This window comes from Paenibacillus sp. BK720 (assembly GCF_011761545.1).
Taxonomy (GTDB): domain Bacteria; phylum Bacillota; class Bacilli; order Paenibacillales; family Paenibacillaceae; genus Pristimantibacillus.
This window is the reverse complement of sequence record NZ_JAASRQ010000002.1, coordinates 225,889-243,212: the sequence shown is the minus strand read 5'-3', so window position 1 is coordinate 243,212 and position 17,324 is coordinate 225,889. Positions and strand designations below refer to the sequence as shown.

At 49.5% G+C, this 17,324-nt stretch carries 12 protein-coding genes; all 12 read right to left on the bottom strand.

The features are described from left to right. Positions 1–181 precede the first annotated feature (181 nt). The gene (locus FHT67_RS08035) at positions 182–772 is read right to left on the bottom strand and encodes a hypothetical protein (protein ID WP_243867033.1); all 591 of its coding nucleotides are present in this window, start codon (positions 770–772) and stop codon (positions 182–184) included. A gap of 540 nt (positions 773–1,312) precedes the next feature. Further along, positions 1,313–1,972, bottom strand: a complete 660-nt coding sequence (locus tag FHT67_RS08030) for a DUF4328 domain-containing protein (protein WP_167197268.1) — start codon at positions 1,970–1,972, stop codon at positions 1,313–1,315. Next, entirely contained in the window at positions 1,969–2,790 is an 822-nt protein-coding gene (locus FHT67_RS08025; protein ID WP_167197265.1) for a hypothetical protein, read from the bottom strand. Before FHT67_RS08025 ends, FHT67_RS08030 begins: the two co-directional genes overlap by 4 nt. Positions 2,791–2,914: 124 nt before the next feature. Then, positions 2,915–3,466 carry a VanZ family protein gene (locus FHT67_RS30645; RefSeq protein WP_481856696.1) on the bottom strand — a complete coding sequence of 184 codons (552 nt, stop codon included), beginning with the start codon at positions 3,464–3,466 and terminating at the stop codon, positions 2,915–2,917. Between the two features lie 119 nt (positions 3,467–3,585). Then, positions 3,586–5,133: an ABC transporter substrate-binding protein gene (locus FHT67_RS08015; RefSeq protein WP_167197260.1), complete on the bottom strand. Its 1,548-nt coding sequence runs from the start codon at positions 5,131–5,133 to the stop codon at positions 3,586–3,588. Positions 5,134–5,166: 33 nt separating this feature from the next. Next, positions 5,167–6,903, bottom strand: coding sequence for a cache domain-containing sensor histidine kinase (locus FHT67_RS08010; protein WP_167197257.1), 1,737 nt, complete (start codon positions 6,901–6,903; stop codon positions 5,167–5,169). Positions 6,904–6,908: 5 nt separating this feature from the next. Then, positions 6,909–8,417: a response regulator gene (locus FHT67_RS08005; protein WP_167197254.1), complete on the bottom strand. Its 1,509-nt coding sequence runs from the start codon at positions 8,415–8,417 to the stop codon at positions 6,909–6,911. A gap of 97 nt (positions 8,418–8,514) precedes the next feature. Then, positions 8,515–9,429, bottom strand: a complete 915-nt coding sequence (locus tag FHT67_RS08000; RefSeq protein ID WP_132306818.1) for a glycoside hydrolase family 43 protein — start codon at positions 9,427–9,429, stop codon at positions 8,515–8,517. A gap of 95 nt (positions 9,430–9,524) precedes the next feature. Next, a complete protein-coding gene (locus FHT67_RS07995) occupies positions 9,525–10,853 on the bottom strand; it encodes a type 2 periplasmic-binding domain-containing protein (protein ID WP_208403189.1) in 1,329 nt (442 codons plus the stop codon). A 335-nt stretch (positions 10,854–11,188) separates the two neighbouring features. Beyond that, positions 11,189–12,061 carry a carbohydrate ABC transporter permease gene (locus tag FHT67_RS07990; RefSeq protein ID WP_167197249.1) on the bottom strand — a complete coding sequence of 291 codons (873 nt, stop codon included), beginning with the start codon at positions 12,059–12,061 and terminating at the stop codon, positions 11,189–11,191. An 18-nt stretch (positions 12,062–12,079) separates the two neighbouring features. Then, positions 12,080–13,048: an ABC transporter permease gene (locus FHT67_RS07985; RefSeq protein WP_167197246.1), complete on the bottom strand. Its 969-nt coding sequence runs from the start codon at positions 13,046–13,048 to the stop codon at positions 12,080–12,082. A 434-nt stretch (positions 13,049–13,482) separates the two neighbouring features. Beyond that, positions 13,483–17,289 (bottom strand): collagen binding domain-containing protein, encoded by a 3,807-nt coding sequence (locus FHT67_RS07980; protein WP_167197243.1) that lies wholly within the window; start codon positions 17,287–17,289, stop codon positions 13,483–13,485. Positions 17,290–17,324: the final 35 nt, after the last annotated feature.

Genomic DNA, 17,324 nt, shown 5'->3' with positions numbered 1-17,324 from the left:
TTACAAATAACCTCGCCATAAAACGCTTTGAATCGGCATCCTTCCTCCTTTCGTCCAATCTACTTTAACTATAGAGCGAGGCCCCGACCGCTCCTATCGCAATTTTGCAAGATTCCTGTAACTTTTGCGTAAGCAAAGAAATGCCCCGGACGGATTGTCCGGAGCTTATTAGATCTTATTTTTATATTTTATTGGTGTAAAATGCTTCGAATTCAGCAACAGAGTCGAAGGAATTTAAGGCTACACCCTCCGCTATGAGATGCTTCTCCAACTGAACGATAAGCTGCAACACGGCTAACCGTAACGGTTCGAAATTAGTTGGATCCAGCAGCGAGACAAGATCCGGATATCCAAAACGAACGTAATACTCTCGATAATCCCCTATGTCACCAAGACCAGGCCAACGCCCTTTTTCCGCCGCGTACAATATTCGGGCTAGTCCGTCTTGCAAGCCGGCAGAAACAAAGAAGGCTGTTTCGTAATGGCCCTTTTCGCATGCGGTCAACAGCTTGTTCATCATCCCCCGTTCCTCTTCGTAGTATCCCTTCATACGTTCTTTGTAAGAGCGATTCTCTACCAGATTGTTTCTTTTCTCCGATATAAGACGAATGGTGGAAGCCGTCAGTTTCTCGCACGCCATTAAAATATCATCCGGACTATGGCTGAACATAATCGTATCCAGGTATTGATCTAGTTGTTCCGGCTTTACCTTGAGATCTCTGACTTGCTCACGATAGTGGCCCCAGCTTCGCTTATAATAGATTTGGTTCAAGAAGCCAAGGGACTTGAAAATGTCTCCAGCAATCTTTTGAGCTTGAATCCGAAAATAGGACAGATCTTTAGAGTCTGTAAAAATCCGCATATTAGCCAAGCCGGCAAGGCATTCCTTTATAACGGATTCTGCTTTATTTACCATTAACGATGCATTGGATTCGCTTCCAATGCCCGATATCTTGTCTCGAAGCGCCATGAATCTAGCAAGACCTGCAAATAAGATCCGTAATATCCGACAATCGAAATATCCTCGGAGTAATGAGTTTTAATATGCTCAACAATAATATCTGCGACAGCAAAAACGTCAACCATAAGCCCCCCCTAGTCTGTCTACATCAAATTCCGATAGCAAAAGATCCTCAAACCCTATTCAATTGTGTTACACTCCTATACTAGCAAATTCGGGAACCCTTTTCCGGGTATAAAACATATAAAAGAATTTTTAGAAATCCAGGCATAAGTGCACTGTAAGTGCCTCAGCAATAAAAGAAGCCAAGTATCCGAAGTACTTGGCTTCTTTTATTGCTCAATATTCAAGCTAATGAGCTGCGGTCGGCTGCCCAACGGTGGTTTCTTCAAAGTCACCGGCATTAAAATCGTTGGATTGCCTTGAGAAGATCTCTAGACGGGCAATATGCAAACCGCGCGATACTTGGATGCAGAGGATCAAAAAACACATGTATAGGATCAGCGTAACTAAACTCAGGATAAGAATCATCGATCCGCTCAGCTCGTCGGCTTGATTAACCATACGGCCAAGACCGTTTGAAATCATCATGAATAGAAGAAGCGGCAATGCCAGGCTGCAGATCCAGCGCCCTTCCTTCTTGGCACCGTCTGTTTCTTCCAGATAACTTCGTCCAATCATTCGGTAAATAGAAGGAATCCCGAATAAGTTGTAAACGGGAATCAGAATGCACGCAAGCGCTTTTCCCGGCGAACGGGCGAAGCTAGGAAAGATCGCTTTCATATCGAGATGAACGCAATAGATCCAGATAAGATAGACAACCGCGGCAATATAATACAGAACGGAGGATACGATCTCGACGAAACCGTAGAAATCGTAAATATAAGCGGTGAAAGCATCCAGACTTGCCGTATACACAATGGAGCTTACCAAATCGGCACAGGCAAATCCGGCAAGTACCCACAGCAATATCTTCAATACGTTCGACAAAGTCTTTGACTTCAATTTCAAGGTTTAATCACGCTCCGGAGATAGGGTTTAGGTAATTGCCGCAAATAGGAAATAGCTTCTTCTAATGTCGCAACCGGGACAATCTCGAGCTTCAAACGCAGTTTTTCCGAGGTTAACTCGGCTTCTTCTTCATTGCTGAGCCCCGGATACATAAACGTCTCTTTATCCTTGGGCACGAAGAAAATATCCGCACCCGCCGCTTCGGCCGTTCGCAGCTTATCCCGGATAGCTCCAACGGAGCCGACTGTATGGTCTTCTTCAAGCGTTCCCGTGCCCGCGATAATAATCGTGCCGTCTTGAGAGAAATCCTCCTGCATCGTTTCCTCTACCAGCCCAATCCCCAGCATTAGTCCGATGGAGTCCCCGTAATAATCCGAGGTTTCTTCGATGATCTGCTGAAGCCGCTCATTCCGCCGATCTTGTATGATCGCGGTGGAGCTTACCTCGGAGGCCGAATCAATGGCATGGTGGATCGTTTCATTACGCATTTCTTCCTCAAAGTCGAGCATTGCGCTAAGATCGTCTTCAGCCGAGGAATCGACCTTCGTAAATTCGGCTTCCGAATCGCGAAGGCCAACGGAATACTTCTCATACCGGTTGCGCGTAACGCCTTCTTGGACATACACGAAGTTAACGCTGCCGTCGACTTCGATCTCTTGCATCGGAACGATCTCGCCCGTAGTCGTGAAACTATAGTACTGGGGCCAATAAGCATAGATCGCAACAGTAAAGGGAATGAGAAGCAATAGAATGCCTATAATCCAATGGCGGTATGACTTTTGACTGTCGTTGCTTGTCATTTGAGGTAATTCTTTCACTTTCGCAACCATCCTATTTGTTCGAATGTAGATCGAATGACTCCTATTCGACAGTTGGATAAGTATTCCTGCTTAATAAAGGAAGAAATGCGTAAAGCAGCCTGCCAGCAGGCAGACTGCTTTACTAACGGCTCAATACCATTTCAGTAGATTTAACCGAACGCCTCTTCTTCCGAAAAAGGCCTTTCGTTATGTAATATCCTATTAGAATACCCGAACCGTTTAAGATAACGTCGTCAATATCAACGGCCCTCATTCCTAGATGAATGAAATACATGATCCATTGTCCGAATTCAATAATAAACGGGATCGCGACCGCATAAATGGCTATATTCATTTTGGGAATGACCCGGATATTAAAATAATAGTAAAAACCAAACGGCAAGCAAATGAGGAGATTTCCTATAATATTTTTGAACGCCGTGTTGGAAGGGATCTCCTGTAGGTAACCAACGATGGTTTTGAAAGGGATATAATTATACAACATATATTCCGTTTGCGCCGCATAATAAAGCCACACAATAAATACGACGGAAGACGTGTATAAAACAAAAGATAGATGAAGAACCTCCCGAATCAACTTGATTCTGAACACTTTCCATAAACTTATTCTTATAATCAAATAAAGCAGCGTTACGGGAACCGCGATTATAAGAATATCAAATCCTAATCTCATGAATGGATCTCCTTCTTCACTCGTTTTCATAACCTAATTTTTTCCACAAACCACTAGACGATGGATAAGCTGTAAAAGTTACATATTGAGATCCTATTTTTCAACAAAAAAGCAGCCGATCAAGGCTGCTTCCTCTCCTTCTTTTCCATCTCATCCAGCTGCTCCTGCAGCACCTTCAAATAACGGTCAATGCCCGCTTCCTTCAGCTTCTGCTTCATCGCGGCCAGGTCGCCTTCTATGTCCTTACTTATCCCAAGATTCAGCGGTTGAACGTACTGCTCCTGAACCGTCTCCAGACTGGACAGCTCGTCGAATAAGGAGGACGTATCGAACAGGAAATTTTGGTACGGGTCAACACCGTTCTTTTCGGCCAGCTTTGGGCCCTCCTTAACGGTCAGCTTGTCTACGATTGCCTGCCATTCTTCCGGATAGCGGACTGGAACGTTCATGTAGCCGTCCATTAATCCTGTCCAAGCCTGCTTCTTATTCTCTTCCTTAATCCCGTCGTAAGAGATCATGCCGCCCTGCAGCTTGTAATTCTCGCCCTCTACGCCGTATACCAGAAGATTATAATAGGTTTGATTGGTATGGGCTTTTTCCAGAAATTGAAGAGCTATCTCCGGATACCGGGAGTTCGAACCAATCGAGATCTGCGTTGTAGTATTCGCCGAGGTATTCGGCAGAAACAACGTACTCGGGAACATATCGAACTTGTAATCCATCCAGCCGTATTCCTGCTCCGGATAAGCGGCCTTTAACGCCGAAATATACGAATTGCTGACCGCGCCAAAATGGTTATTAAACTCCAGCGGCTTTTTATTCTCCTTCATTAATGCCAATGTCTTGGTTGTTTCATTCTCCTGGGCCCCGAGAATATCATGATCCACAATGCCGGCGTCGTACCACTCTTTGGCCTTTGCGACCATCCCTTTATACTCCGGCGTATCAAACATGCTGATGACCTTGTACGGATCGTTAATCGGCGCTACCGCAAACTCGGCGACGGAATAATACTTATCCCCCGTCAGGGCAAGCCACAGGTTATCGCTGTAACGCTTGTCGATAATCATGGGCGTATCCGGAAACTCTTCTTTCGCCTTATACAAATATTGCTCCATGACAGAAAAATCTTTCATCTCGGGCAGCTGCCACTTCTTCCGCAGATCCTCGCGATACAGCATCCCTTCCCGACCGGCCCCCGGTACGTTCAGCTGAGGAATGCCGTACAGCCTGCCGTCGATCTTCATCTGCTCCAGCATCCCTTTGTAATGCTTCACCAGCGCCGGCACCTCGCCTAATAGCGGTGTCAGATCGACAAACGCGTTTTTGGCTGCAAAGGACTTGAAATCCGACCACGGACCACCTACGTAGAAATCGTATTTCTTCGAGGCAATCGCCATGCCGATATTGCTTTTCTCTTCATCCCACGGAATAAAATCAAACCGGACCGTAGCTCCGAAATCCCGTATCGTTAATTCGTCCAGCTGCTTGTAAAAGGAATCCATGCCTCTTGCCGGCGGATTTCCCATCGTAATCGCGTTTAACTGAATGACCGGCTTTACCGCCTCCGCAACCTCCGCCCTATCGGGGATATTGTCCTGCCCCATGCATCCGCCCAGTACCAGAGGGATCGTCAGCAAGGCCGGAGTTATTCGAAACAACCTCATCTTTCCTCATCCCCTTGCATCCATTGCCTCTACTCAACGATGAGTTACCGGAACGTTTATCGTCACGTCGGTTCCCTCGCCTGGCGTACTTTGAAGCTGCAGCTCGGCTGTTTGGCCAAAATATAAATCCAGCCGCTTCCTGATATTGCTTAGGCCGTAACCGCTCCCGCGATGCTTTCGCTGCCCGCCGCCTCCCTCTTCCGGCATACCGACGCCATCGTCACTGATTCGCATAATGAGGCGTTCCCCCTCAATATGGCCCGTAATCCGGATGGTGCCCCGGCCGCCGGGCTTCTCCGAGACACCGTGAAGAATCGCGTTCTCCACAAGCGGCTGAATCGTAATTTTCGGGAGCATGCAATCCATCACCGATTCCTCCACTTCCATTTCAAGCTGGACCCGGTTCTTGAACCGTTTCTTCTGAATCTCCATATAAATCGAGCTTAACCTCAGCTCATCCCTGACCGTAACAAAATCATTGCCTTTGTTCAGAATCAGCTTGTAATAATCGGACAACGCATAAATAATCTGCTGAATGTTGTCCCGCTCTTCCTTCTGCGCCATCCAGTTCAGCATATCCAGCGTATTGTACAAGAAATGGGGATTGATCTGGGACTGGAGCGCCTTCAGCTCGGCCTGCGTTTTCTCCTGGCCTAATTTGTACTGCTCGACCATCAGCTCCTGCACGCTGTTAATCATGTAATTATAGCTTAAGATAAGCTGGCCGACCTCGTCTTTGCTTGTCCGGATATCCAGCTCGTTCAGGCGGCCCTGCCGAACCTGGCTCATCTTGTTCATCAGCAGATAAATTCTGCGGGTAATCGATCTGGCCACCGGGAAAATAAACAAAAGCAGAAGGAGACAGATGATCACGTAAACCATCCCCATCTGATATTTGATTTCATTAATGCTCTTCGTGGCGGCGCGGTGCGAAATAACGGACATCAAATACAGATTGGTATCCCCTATTTCTTGGCCTCTCGCCATATAGGACCCGCTTGCCAGCGAGACATTCACATAGGAGCCCTTGCTGTCAAACGGCTTATCCAACCGCATCGTTTCCAGCTCCTTCCCGCCGCTGCCGGCCACAAGCTCGCCGGCTGCCGTCTCCACATAAACAAGCTGCTCCGGATTGGATTTCGTCAAGCTTTGCTGAATTTGCTTCAGCTCCAGGTTAAGCGAGACGATGCCAATTGCGGAGGTATAGTCCTCCGGATTCCAGAGCAGCTTGTTCAAGGAGAGATAGGACTGTCCCGTGCGGGTATCGATATCTTTGTTTAACGTCCAGGTGGGACCGCCCTTGTTCTCGATGACCTTCTGCGCCCAATCCAGCTGCCGGATGCTGTTCATCCGCCGGAATAACGTATCTACGCCCGTAAAAGCATAGTTATCGTCCACAAAATATACGATGCTGTCAATGTCCGAGCTGGACACCATAATTTGCGTGTAATCCACGATATTGCCGTAGACCTCGATCTGGTCGGCCACGCTCATCCGTGCCGAGCCCTTGGCGAGAATCGCCTCCATATCCTTGTTTACGATAAGCATGGAGGATAATTCCTCAATATGCTCCAGCTTGCGGTTTAAGGTTGTCAGCGTTTGCTCGTAGCTCTGGTTCTCGGCGTAATTTTGCCCGTTCACAACCAGCTTGCGGATCTCCCCATAGGAGATAAAGAACGTAATAATAAGCGGGACAATCCCGATTAAGGCGAATAGAATGATAATTTTTTTGCGCAGAGGCATATCGTTGACAGCATGAATAAGGTTCATCCGGATCAGGTCTTCTTTCTGTATTCAAGTGGCGACAAATCGGTTGAAGCCTTGAATACTTTGGCGAAGTAGCTCGCGCTGGCATAGCCGCACAGCTCGGCAATGGTATTCATTTTGTAATGCTCGCTCATGACCAGCTTTTTCGCCAGTCCTATCCGGTAATCGCCGATATACTGCTTAATCGATACGCCGGTCTCTTGCTTGAACAACATTCCCAAATGCGCGGTAGACAAATGCATATGGTCGGCGATCATCCGCAAATCCAGATCCGGATTCTGATAATGCCCCGCAATATAGTGAAGCACATCCTGCACCAGCCGCGAGTAGGGCGAGGTCTGCTTCACCTCCTCCAAATAGGCCGAGCAGATGATGCTCATTGTCAATTCTACTTGTTCCAGGGTTCGGCAATCCCGCAACGCTTCTTCTACACGATGAATGCCGTATTCGTTCTCCAGTCCGATAAGCAGCTTCTGGCTGCCTCCGACCAAGGCTAACGCCGCCGTCTCGAATATCGCGATGATCCGGGCACGGTCGGCGTATTCCTGTTCTCTTATCAGCCTGCACGAAGCTTTCACCCACTCCGGGAGCAACTCCGGACTTTCTTCCTTCCGCTTGTAAAACTCCGGCAGCAGATTGGCAAGTACGGCATGGCTCTGCCCCTTCTCCTCCTGCGGCTGATAGAATCCGCGCTCCGGATCGTAGAACGACCGTTCCGAAGCCCGGCTGGCTGATTGGAAACTTGCGGGCATCAACTCCAGCCCGTTTGCCGGCTCTCCTATGGCAAGGCTGTACGCCTCCTGTTTTCTCACAAATAAATCCGCCAAATAATGAATCCGCTTGTAGTCCTGCTTGTCGTAAGCGGCAACAACAAAGCAGCGGTAACGATCGAGCTGCTCCCCGATGGCCATGACGCCGTTGCTGCTCCAATAGCGATTGATGAGGTCAAGATCGGCCCTGCTGCCCTCTTCTTTCTTCCGGCATGACACAATCATTCCCGCGTAACGCTTGCCCACCGGAAAACCTGTTTCCTGGCATAACTCCTTGACGGTATCCGGATTGGCGCCGCTCTCCCTCAGCAGGCCGGCCAATCTTTGCCGCTCCAGCTCATTCTTTTGATTCAGAACGGCCGTTTGCTTCTGCTTGCTCTGAATGGTGCGGACCGATTTTAATATCGCCTGCTCCACTTCCCCCAGCTTGAGAGGCTTCTCGATATATTCAACGGCGGACAGCTTAATCGCGCTTTTGAGATATTCCACGTCCATATACCCGCTCATAAATAGCAACTGGCATTCCGGAGAAGTCTCGGCAAGCTTCTCGGCAAATTCGATCCCGTTCAGCTTGGGCATGCGGATATCCGTCAGGACAATATCCGGCTTCTTCAGCCCAGCGAGCCTTAATGCTTCAGCACCGTCGCTTGCGAGAAACACTTCCCGGATGCCGAATTTCTCGAAATCGATCGTCTCGCTTAAGCCTTCCCGGGTGTAATCATCGTCATCGGCAATCAAGATTCGCATGACTTATCCCGCCCCTCTTCCCCCCGTAATGTTAACGCTTGCAATTCTATTAAATTTTATAGGATATCCGGACAAATATAAATAGAAGGATAAAGTTCTAGCCATAGACTTGCAGCAGTCGATCGTATTCCGCTAACGTGACGGGGATAACCGAACCATGCCGCGTCTGCCTGGGCAGCGTATATTGAGCGGGTACTTGCCAGTATCCGGATCCGAGATCGGACGTAACCAGCGGGATATAGCCCCGAAACCCGAACTCATCGATAAACAGATACCATTTCTCTTCGACATTGGATTTGAAGACGATGGGGCCTTCGCCTCGGACCATAAAATCCTGCTCCACCTGCCCATGAATCATCCTGTACTTATCGTTTTTAATACCCGTTCCTACTTCCTGCATGATGTTTTTGCCCTTTGCGAACCGGTAAATCAATCCGTTATGCTCGATCAAGGTTGCATCAAGCACGGAATAGCCGTAATCCATATACACTTCGGGCCTGCTGAAATGGACAAAATCTTTCGTTGCCGCAGCCATCATCCGGTGATACCTTCCGCCAGATCCCCCGTCTGAAGAGTCCGCCATTGAGGCCCAGAACACCTTGTATTCCCGGCAGCCCGCATCATAGAAAATTTCGGGCGCCCAAGCGCAGCCTGCTTCCGCGTTCGCAATCTCAACCATCCGCTGATCCGACCAATGAACCAGATCGTACGAATGCCAGACCATAATCGACCGGCTGCCCTCGGTGACCGCCCGGTTCCAGCCGGGCTTCCGGTAAATACTCAAATCCGTCGCGACAAGATAAAACTTATCCCCCTGCGGCGATCGCGCCAAATACGGATCCCGTACGCCGCCCTCCCCAAGATACGAGGTCAGCACGGGCCTGCCTCCGTTAAGCTCATGCCAATGCAGGGGGTCGTTTCCTTTGCTTAGCGCAAAGTATACCTGCTCTTCTTCGGCCGTCTCATTGCCTTTGAAATAGGCAAACAAATAACCTGCATAGTGATCCGCCACTTGATCAACCCTCTATCCTCAGGAGATTTTCCATCGCCGTGCCAGTTGCCAAAAAAGGAAGACCCCTGAATTCGTTCAGAAGCCTTCCTTGCCTATTATTTCAATGCGGCTTGACGTTCTTGATACACTTTAGTCGCCTCGTCCAGCATTTCCTGACCGCCGGCTTTCAGCCACTCCGATTTAAAGGCTTCAAATTCCTTCTCCGCATCGCCTTTCGTGACCATGACCTTGGAATAGAACGAATCCTCAAGCGTGTTCAAGTTCGCCAAATATTTCGTCTTCGACTCCAGCGGAGTTGGTCCAAGAAGGTCGGAAACGATCTCGTTGCCGGCATTCAGCTTATCCGAGAATGCTTGCTTGTCGGCAGGCATCTGGAACTTCGCATTGGAGAGCGAACGGTCTACAAACGGGTTATAATAGCCTCCTGTGCCAAGGTCGTTCTGGAGCTGCGGAGTATCCAGGTATTCTTTTTTCCATACCGGAACGCCGTCTACCATATCGTAGGATTTGCCTTCTTCCCCGTATGTCGTTCTCAGGTATACTTCGTCGTTAGTCGCCAGGTCTTCAAGCATCTGCAGGATCTTGATCCGTTTCTTGTCGTTCTTCTCCAGCTGCTTGCCGAACATGAGCGGGGTCTGCAGAGGACCGTTGGACATCACATAGGATTTGCCGGCAGGGCCAATCAGACCTTTGCCGTAAACGACAGGGAAGCCGTTTGCTTTGTCCTGCTCCAGCTGGCCGAACAAATGATGGTACATGTAATTATCCTTAATGCCGATTTTCCGGCTGTTCCATTTGGTGTTGATCTGGTCCTGGTCATCCGTCAGGAACTCCGGATCAATCAGGTCCGAATTGTACCATTGATTAATCTTCTTCACGGCCTCCTTCGCCTGGTCGGTGATCCCGCCCCAAGTGACCGTACCGTCCGCCGCTGCCATAAACTGATAAGGATTAACGCCGTAAGCGGCGAATACTTCGTTAAACAGCTGGTTTCGTGCCGATTTGCCGCGGCCCGTCATGCCGTACGTATCCTTCTTGCCGTTGCCGTCCGGATCGTCATTGCGGAATTTCGTCAGAACATCCTCGTATTCTTCCAGCGTTTTTGGAGCTTCGGTATAACCGATCTTGTTCAGCCACGCCCCGTTGTAAGTAGGAATAAAGCCGTAACGGCCGTTCAGCCAAATTCTCGGCACACCGTAATTCTTGCCGTCAACCATGGCAATTCCCCATGCCGCCGTATCGACCTGATCGATGTCCGCCGAATATTTCGGCATATACTGCTTGATCTCATCGGTCGAAATGCTTGCGATGATGCCTTGTCTTGCGTAATTCGCCATGTCCGCTTCCTGCAGCGTACCCGGGAAAATATCCGGAATCTCGTTAGAGGCGAGCTTGAGCTTAAAGCTTTCATCCGTCAGATTCATGTTGATGAATTTGACGTTGTATTTCTCTTCCAAATACTTCTGAGTCGGGTTCCCGTCTGCGGAAGGAAGGTTCCAGGTCGAACCGATCGAGATCTCTATAGGCGCTTCTTTTTCTGCGCCGCTGTTTCCTTTTGCATCGTTGGTCTAGGATGCGTTTGTTGCGCCGCTATTCGCACTGTTATTGGAATTGCTGCTGCAGCCTGCCGCCATAAGAGACATTGCCAATACGGATGCCAGAATCACCTTTTTGCCATGCTTCATCTTTTTTTGCTCCCCTTTACATGGAATAAACGATTATTTAAACGGAGAATGTACCCCGGATAAACCAAACCCTATCAGCCTTTCAGAGAACCAACCATCGTCCCTTTGACGAAATACTTCTGCAGGAACGGATAGACGATAAGGATAGGCACAACCGCAAAAATAACGGTTGCCGCTTTGATCGAAGTCTCGTACTGAAGATTAGCCGCCCCCGTAACCCGGCCGAAAATCTCGGCGTCCGCACTGGTGACGACAACCTCCCTCAAGAAGAACTGAATCGTCTTCAAGTCCGTATCCGTGACATAGATAATGGCATCAAACCAGGCGTTCCAATTCGCTACGGCTGCCCATAGCCCCAGTGTGGCAAGCACCGGCTTAGACAGCGGTAGAATGATGCTCCAGAGTATCCTCATGTCGTTGGCACCGTCGATTTTGGCGGATTCTTCGACTTCAACCGGGATGGTCATAAAAAAGTTCCGCATAATGAGCATCGAGAAGGTTGGGATAAGTCCCGGCAAAATGTATACCCAGAAGTTATTCAACAGATGCAAATCTTTGATCAATAGATAAGACGGAATAAGTCCTCCGCTGAAGAACATCGTAAAAACGATGATCATCGTATAAAAGCTGCGGTGAGGCAGATGCCTGCGGGACAGCGGATAGGCGGCAAGCGCCATGGCAATGAGCGTAAGCACCGTGCCAAGGACAGTACGCAGCGTGGTATTGCGCATGCCGATCCAGACTTTCTTTTGCGTGAGCAGCTGTTCCCAGGAGAACAGATCGATATCTCTCGGGAACCAGTGGAATCCGAAGCGGCCGGCTTCCTTAGGCGCGCTGAAGGAGACCGCTGCAATATGAATGAAAGGATAAATCGCTATTACGCAAAGCATTAAGATGAACAGAAGCAGAAACACTTGAAACACTTTCTCTCCGGCAGTCATTTTCATACCGACATACTCCCCTCCTTACAGAACGCCTTCCTGTCCCATCTTTTTCACGATATAGTTCGTCCCGAGGACCAGCGTAATCCCGACGATATTTTTGAATAAACCAACCGCCGTGGTTAATCCCATCTGGAAATTCACGATCCCCTGACGGTAAACATAGGTGTCGATGACATCCCCGACTTCGAATACGGCCGGGCTGTACAAGTTGTAGATCTGGTCAAAGCCCGCATTCAGAATGCCGCCAAGCGACAGGATGAACATAATGGAAATGATCGGCAGCATGGAAGGCAAAGTCACATGCCAGGTCTGCTTCCATCGGTTCGCCCCGTCCATCCGCGCTGCTTCGTACAAGGTCTGGTCAATCCCCGACAGGGCCGCAAGGTAGACGATCGTTCCCCAGCCTACTTCCTTCCAGATATTCGTGATCACCAGGCTAAAGCGGAAATATCTTGTATCCCCGAGGAAGTAGATCGGATCGACTCCGAACCAGCCCAGAATGTAGTTAACCGGTCCCGTCGACGGGGACAGCATCAGGAAGACAATGCCGGATAGAACAACCCACGAGAAGAAATGCGGCAAATACGAGATCGACTGCGCGATTTTCTTAAACCAGGTAATCCGCAGCTCGTTCAGCAGCAGAGCTAGGATAATAGGCGCCGGAAATCCGCAAATTATATTCAACCCGCTGATGATAACCGTATTTTTCAGAATCCTCGGAAACTCGGGCGACTGGTTGAACAAGTAATCAAAGTAGGCAAAGTGGTTCCAAGGACTGTCCCAGGTTCCGAGAACAGGACTGTAATCCTTGAAGGCAATCAGAATGCCGTACATCGGCCCATAGCAAAAGATCGCGTACCATACGAGTACCGGCAGCAGCATAAGAAGAAGATATTTGCTTTTTTTGTACTCTTTCCAGGTGCGCTTTAAAGCGGATTGCTTTCCCGGAATGTTGACGCTTTCAAGTTTGACGGCATGCGTTTTTTCCATCCTCTCTTGCTCCTTTCTCTCCTCTTCTCTCTACCACAGGAGCACATGCTTGTTGTTCAAGCGAAGCGTAGCTTCAATCGCTCGATTTTGTTCCATGTGCTGCCGATCCACTGCTGAATCTCGTCTTTCGCCATGTTCATTCTCCTACTCTCTGTCGTTGACTTGTTACTTAAATTGTAAGCGTATCAAAAAAACGAAAATATCATAAAATTACAAGATTCCTTGTAATTTTCGCTTCATACTGAGCAATTAAATGCTCCTCGAGCGCGAAATAACAGTTATTTCTCATAAAAATAGCGTTGCAGAGGGCTGACCCTGCAACGCTATTTTTCGATTTCTAATACCCGAACACGAAAGAGGTGTCCCATCGTCATGTTCATGACTTATGGGACACCCCCTTGTTAGTTATCAATAAACATACATTCTCACTACATTTATTCTGCTTTACGCATTATCCTTCTACTCATTAAGAATACGCCTAAGAGAATAATAGCTAATCCTACCAGCCTTATTCCCAATTGACTGCCCTCTCCAGTTTTCGGCAATGTCGGCGTGCCTGCATCAATGGTGCCGAGGGGTACGCCATCGACGGTAATCGTAATCAAGGTTTCCGTGGCATTGCCATCCTTATTTTTAACGATAATGGTGAAACGATCCTTGCCCGTATAGCCTTTGTCGGGCTTATAAGTCCAACTGCCATCAGGCTTGACGATGACCTCACCATGCTTTGGACCTTGATTCACGACAGCGATGCCGCCAAGAGGTACATTCACGCTGCTTTCGATCAATTCGTCTTTTTTGGTCGTTTTATGGATGTCCGGCTGCTTGACGGGCTTCGAAGGCGTCGTCGATGGTTCCGGGTCAGTCGGTTCGGTAGGCATCGACGGTACCGGATCTGTCGGTTCTGTCGGCGTCGACGGTTCCGGATCTGACGGCAGCGTCGGAGTCGGCGGTTCCGGATCCGTTGGCGTTACCGGTGGTGGTGAAGGAGGCCTTTTCACGTTGTCAAGGGTCACTTCAACATTCGTAGGCGAATTGATGGCCACCGGATGCTCCGTCGTATCCAGTACATATCCGGAAGGCGCTGCCGTTTCAAGAAGTACGTAATCGCCATAAGGCAGGTTTGTAAATACGGCTTTCCCGTCCGCTCCCGTCGTTAACGTGTTCACGAGCGTGCGAGCCGCTCCGGATTGACGGAAGAGGTTATAGGTTGCTCCGCTTAAAGGATCATGGTTATCCTTATCCTGTTTCAGCACCGTTAGCGAGACCAAAATTTTAGCATTGTCGATGGTCAGGTTAACGGCTGTTGTGGAATCGATTTTGACGGGACGTTCGGTTGCGTCTAATTGGTAACCGATCGGTGCAGCCGTTTCAATCAGCACATAGTTCCCGTACAGCAGTTTCTTGAATTCAACTTTGCCGTCCGCGCCTGTCGTAAGCGTATTTACGAGAATACGGTCCGAGCCCGATTGGCGATAAAGCGCGAAAATCGCTCCGCTAAGCGCAGCTTGCGTATCCCCGTCCTGCTTCAGCACCGTGAGAGCGCCGCGTACGCCGCTGCCCGTCCCCGAACCGTCCGATACGCCAACGACGATCTCTTTTACGGAATCTTTTGTGACAGTCTGTACGTTGTTGCCGCTGAAGCTGACCTTGTTAGAGACCGTATCGCCATTCTGCGCCACGATCAGCGACTGGTACTCCAGCACGTAAGCGCTCGTAATTTGGTGCAGGAACGCCAGCTTGAAGAGCTGTTTCCCCGTTTCGGGATCAGTCTCGATCGCAAGCGTGTAATCCGTGCCTTTGACTAGCGGCGTGTTCACTTTCGTAACGGTTCCGCTTGCGGCAACCGTCGTCGGATACAAATTAAACGACTCCGGAATGAGCAGCTGATTATCCGTGGGCTCGTCCGTCACAAGAGCGTCGTTTACGGTCGATTGCCCACGGTTAATATAGATCGTCCAACTGATCTTGCCGCCGTTCTGCTGACCGTCCTTGTTAACGTACTCGCCGCCTTGAGGAATATTGACGGAAGCCGTCAAATCCTTGGATTCGGATTTTGTCCCGTCCAGCAGCTGGGCCGTGTTGCCTATCGACGCATCGATGAGGTCATCCGCCAGGCTTGTGGAGAACACCAGAATATATCCCGCGGAGATAGGTTGGTTAAAGGTTACTTTCACCACATCGCCCGTATAGTTGACGGTGTATTCCGCGGCATCGACTTCAGTGCCCTGAGCGGGATTTCCGTTGGCCGGAACCGTCATATTATACACGTGAAGCGATTCCGGAATCAGCTTCTGGCCGGCGAGCAATTGATCTTGCACGATCGCGTTTGCCAATGTTTTGCGATTGTAGTTTACGCCTACCGTCCAAGTGATTTCTTTGGTCGCCGCATTGTAAGACCCTTTTTTGTAGCCATTGGCCTTTGTTTCGTTATTCGGATTAAACGTTGCCGTTACCCCGACAGCAGATGCTGCTGCGTTCTCATCCCAATCTACCGTGGTGTGGTTGGGATAAGAGGCGTTTGTTGTAATCCAATCCGAGTTCAGCCAATCGTTGTTGTATTTCGTTGTGTACGTAATGGTATAAGGCACGTGAATCGCTTCGGTAAACTGAATCTTGAAGCCGTCATTAACCGCAGGAGTTGGGCTTGCTATTTCGGTAACCGTATAGGCGGCCGCCGTTCCGCTGTCCGGCGTTATGCTTAAGCTCCCCGGTACCAGCTGCATTCCGCCCTTTGTAAACTCGTCGATCAACTGGGCGTTAGACATTGTTTTGCTGTCTTCATTTAATCGAATACGCCAGGATACCGTTTGCGCAGCGTAATCGATCGTGCCGGTGCCCTTCTGCAAAATAACCTGCTTGATGCCGCGGCTAGCGGAAGCCATTGCTCCATTCGCAGTAACCTTGTTCACGATATTCGTGGCGCCCGATCCGTCTACGCGATCGATGGAACGGGTCTGATACTCCACTTTGTAAGCGGAAGTGACCGCGTTGTTAAATTGGAGATTGAAACCGTTCAAGTGTTGGGCGGGATCATTGGTCGGAGTTACCGTGTAATCCGACCCCGGAAGAGCGGCCCCCTTCGTTCCGTTGCCGTTGATATCGAAAGTTACCGGATATACCGCAATGGAACCTGGCACAAGCTCCTGAACATCATTAAACGTGTCCGCAAGCAGCGCGTCCGTCTGATCAATGGCTTGTTCCTTGTAATTGTAATTAATCGCCCAAGATATCGTCTGGGTATTGGAATCATAGCCCGTCGACGACTTATCGAGCAGCTTGCCGTAATTGACGTTCACCGTTGAGTTAGAGGTTACTTCAGGCTTGTTGTCGCCCATGAACTTGGCGGTATTGCTGAAGGAAGCCTTGCTGGCATCATCGATGCTCGTGGTGAATTTGATGCGGTACGCCGATGTGACCGGGTCGGCAAAATGCACGTTGAGAGCGCCGCCCGTAATATCCGCCGTATAACGGCTTGGATCCACCGCGCCGCCGACAGCAACCGATCCGTCCAGATTAACGTTCAAATCGTAAACCTGAACCGACGAGGCGTCCGCCATCGACAAGCCGGCCGGAATAGGGTCGGTCATGACAGCGTTATTAACGGTGTCAAGCGCCTTGTTCACGTCTACGGTCCAGTCAATCGACTTCGGATTGTAGCCTGCGGGCACGCCGCTCTTCTCGATTGTCGACGTAACCGTTGGTTTGAAGCGCAGCGTAAACACCGTAGTACCGCCCTTGGTCGGAATGGTGATGGCATGCGTTGTGCTTCCCGTAATTTTTTGCTTATCGAATTGCGAGGAGAATTTTAGGATGCCCCCTACATCGTCGTGATCGGTAATGTAATCGTTAAACGTCATTACCACTTGATGGGTCGAAGCTGTTGCCGCGAACGTTCCGACTGTTGTCTCAGGGTCCAGCATAAGTTCGCCGGAGATGTCATTGAACAGCAAGAACTCGTCCGGAATTCCGAACGTAAAGGTGTCGCCTTCTTTAAAGCCGTGGCCGTTGGGCAGTGACCAGCTATAGGCTAGGTTTACTTTCGCCCCCTGCTCAAGCAGCTCCGTAAGCGGTACGGGATTATTGCCGGCATCCAGTACGGTTAGCTCCGCACTGTCAATGATGTTGATCACATCATCGATGGACGAGGCATACGCCTTAGAAACAAAGCCGGTCCCGCTTACCACCTGGGAAAGCAGCAGCAGGACGATTGCTAATCCCGCTATTTTTTTAAAAACCATTTTCCGTCATCAACCTCTTTTCTTGAATGATAGTC

What these genes read in the sequence shown, in the direction of transcription:
- FHT67_RS30645 (WP_481856696.1), bottom strand. Translation starts at nt 3,466, where the DNA reads ATGAGATTAGGATTTGATATTCTTATAATCGCGGTTCCCGTAACGCTG.
- FHT67_RS07990 (WP_167197249.1), bottom strand. Translation starts at nt 12,061, where the DNA reads ATGAAAATGACTGCCGGAGAGAAAGTGTTTCAAGTGTTTCTGCTTCTG.
- FHT67_RS07995 (WP_208403189.1), bottom strand. Translation starts at nt 10,853, where the DNA reads ATGAATCTGACGGATGAAAGCTTTAAGCTCAAGCTCGCCTCTAACGAG.
- FHT67_RS07980 (WP_167197243.1), bottom strand. Translation starts at nt 17,289, where the DNA reads ATGGTTTTTAAAAAAATAGCGGGATTAGCAATCGTCCTGCTGCTGCTT.
- FHT67_RS08010 (WP_167197257.1), bottom strand. Translation starts at nt 6,903, where the DNA reads ATGAACCTTATTCATGCTGTCAACGATATGCCTCTGCGCAAAAAAATT.
- FHT67_RS07985 (WP_167197246.1), bottom strand. Translation starts at nt 13,048, where the DNA reads ATGGAAAAAACGCATGCCGTCAAACTTGAAAGCGTCAACATTCCGGGA.
- FHT67_RS08015 (WP_167197260.1), bottom strand. Translation starts at nt 5,133, where the DNA reads ATGAGGTTGTTTCGAATAACTCCGGCCTTGCTGACGATCCCTCTGGTA.
- FHT67_RS08005 (WP_167197254.1), bottom strand. Translation starts at nt 8,417, where the DNA reads ATGCGAATCTTGATTGCCGATGACGATGATTACACCCGGGAAGGCTTA.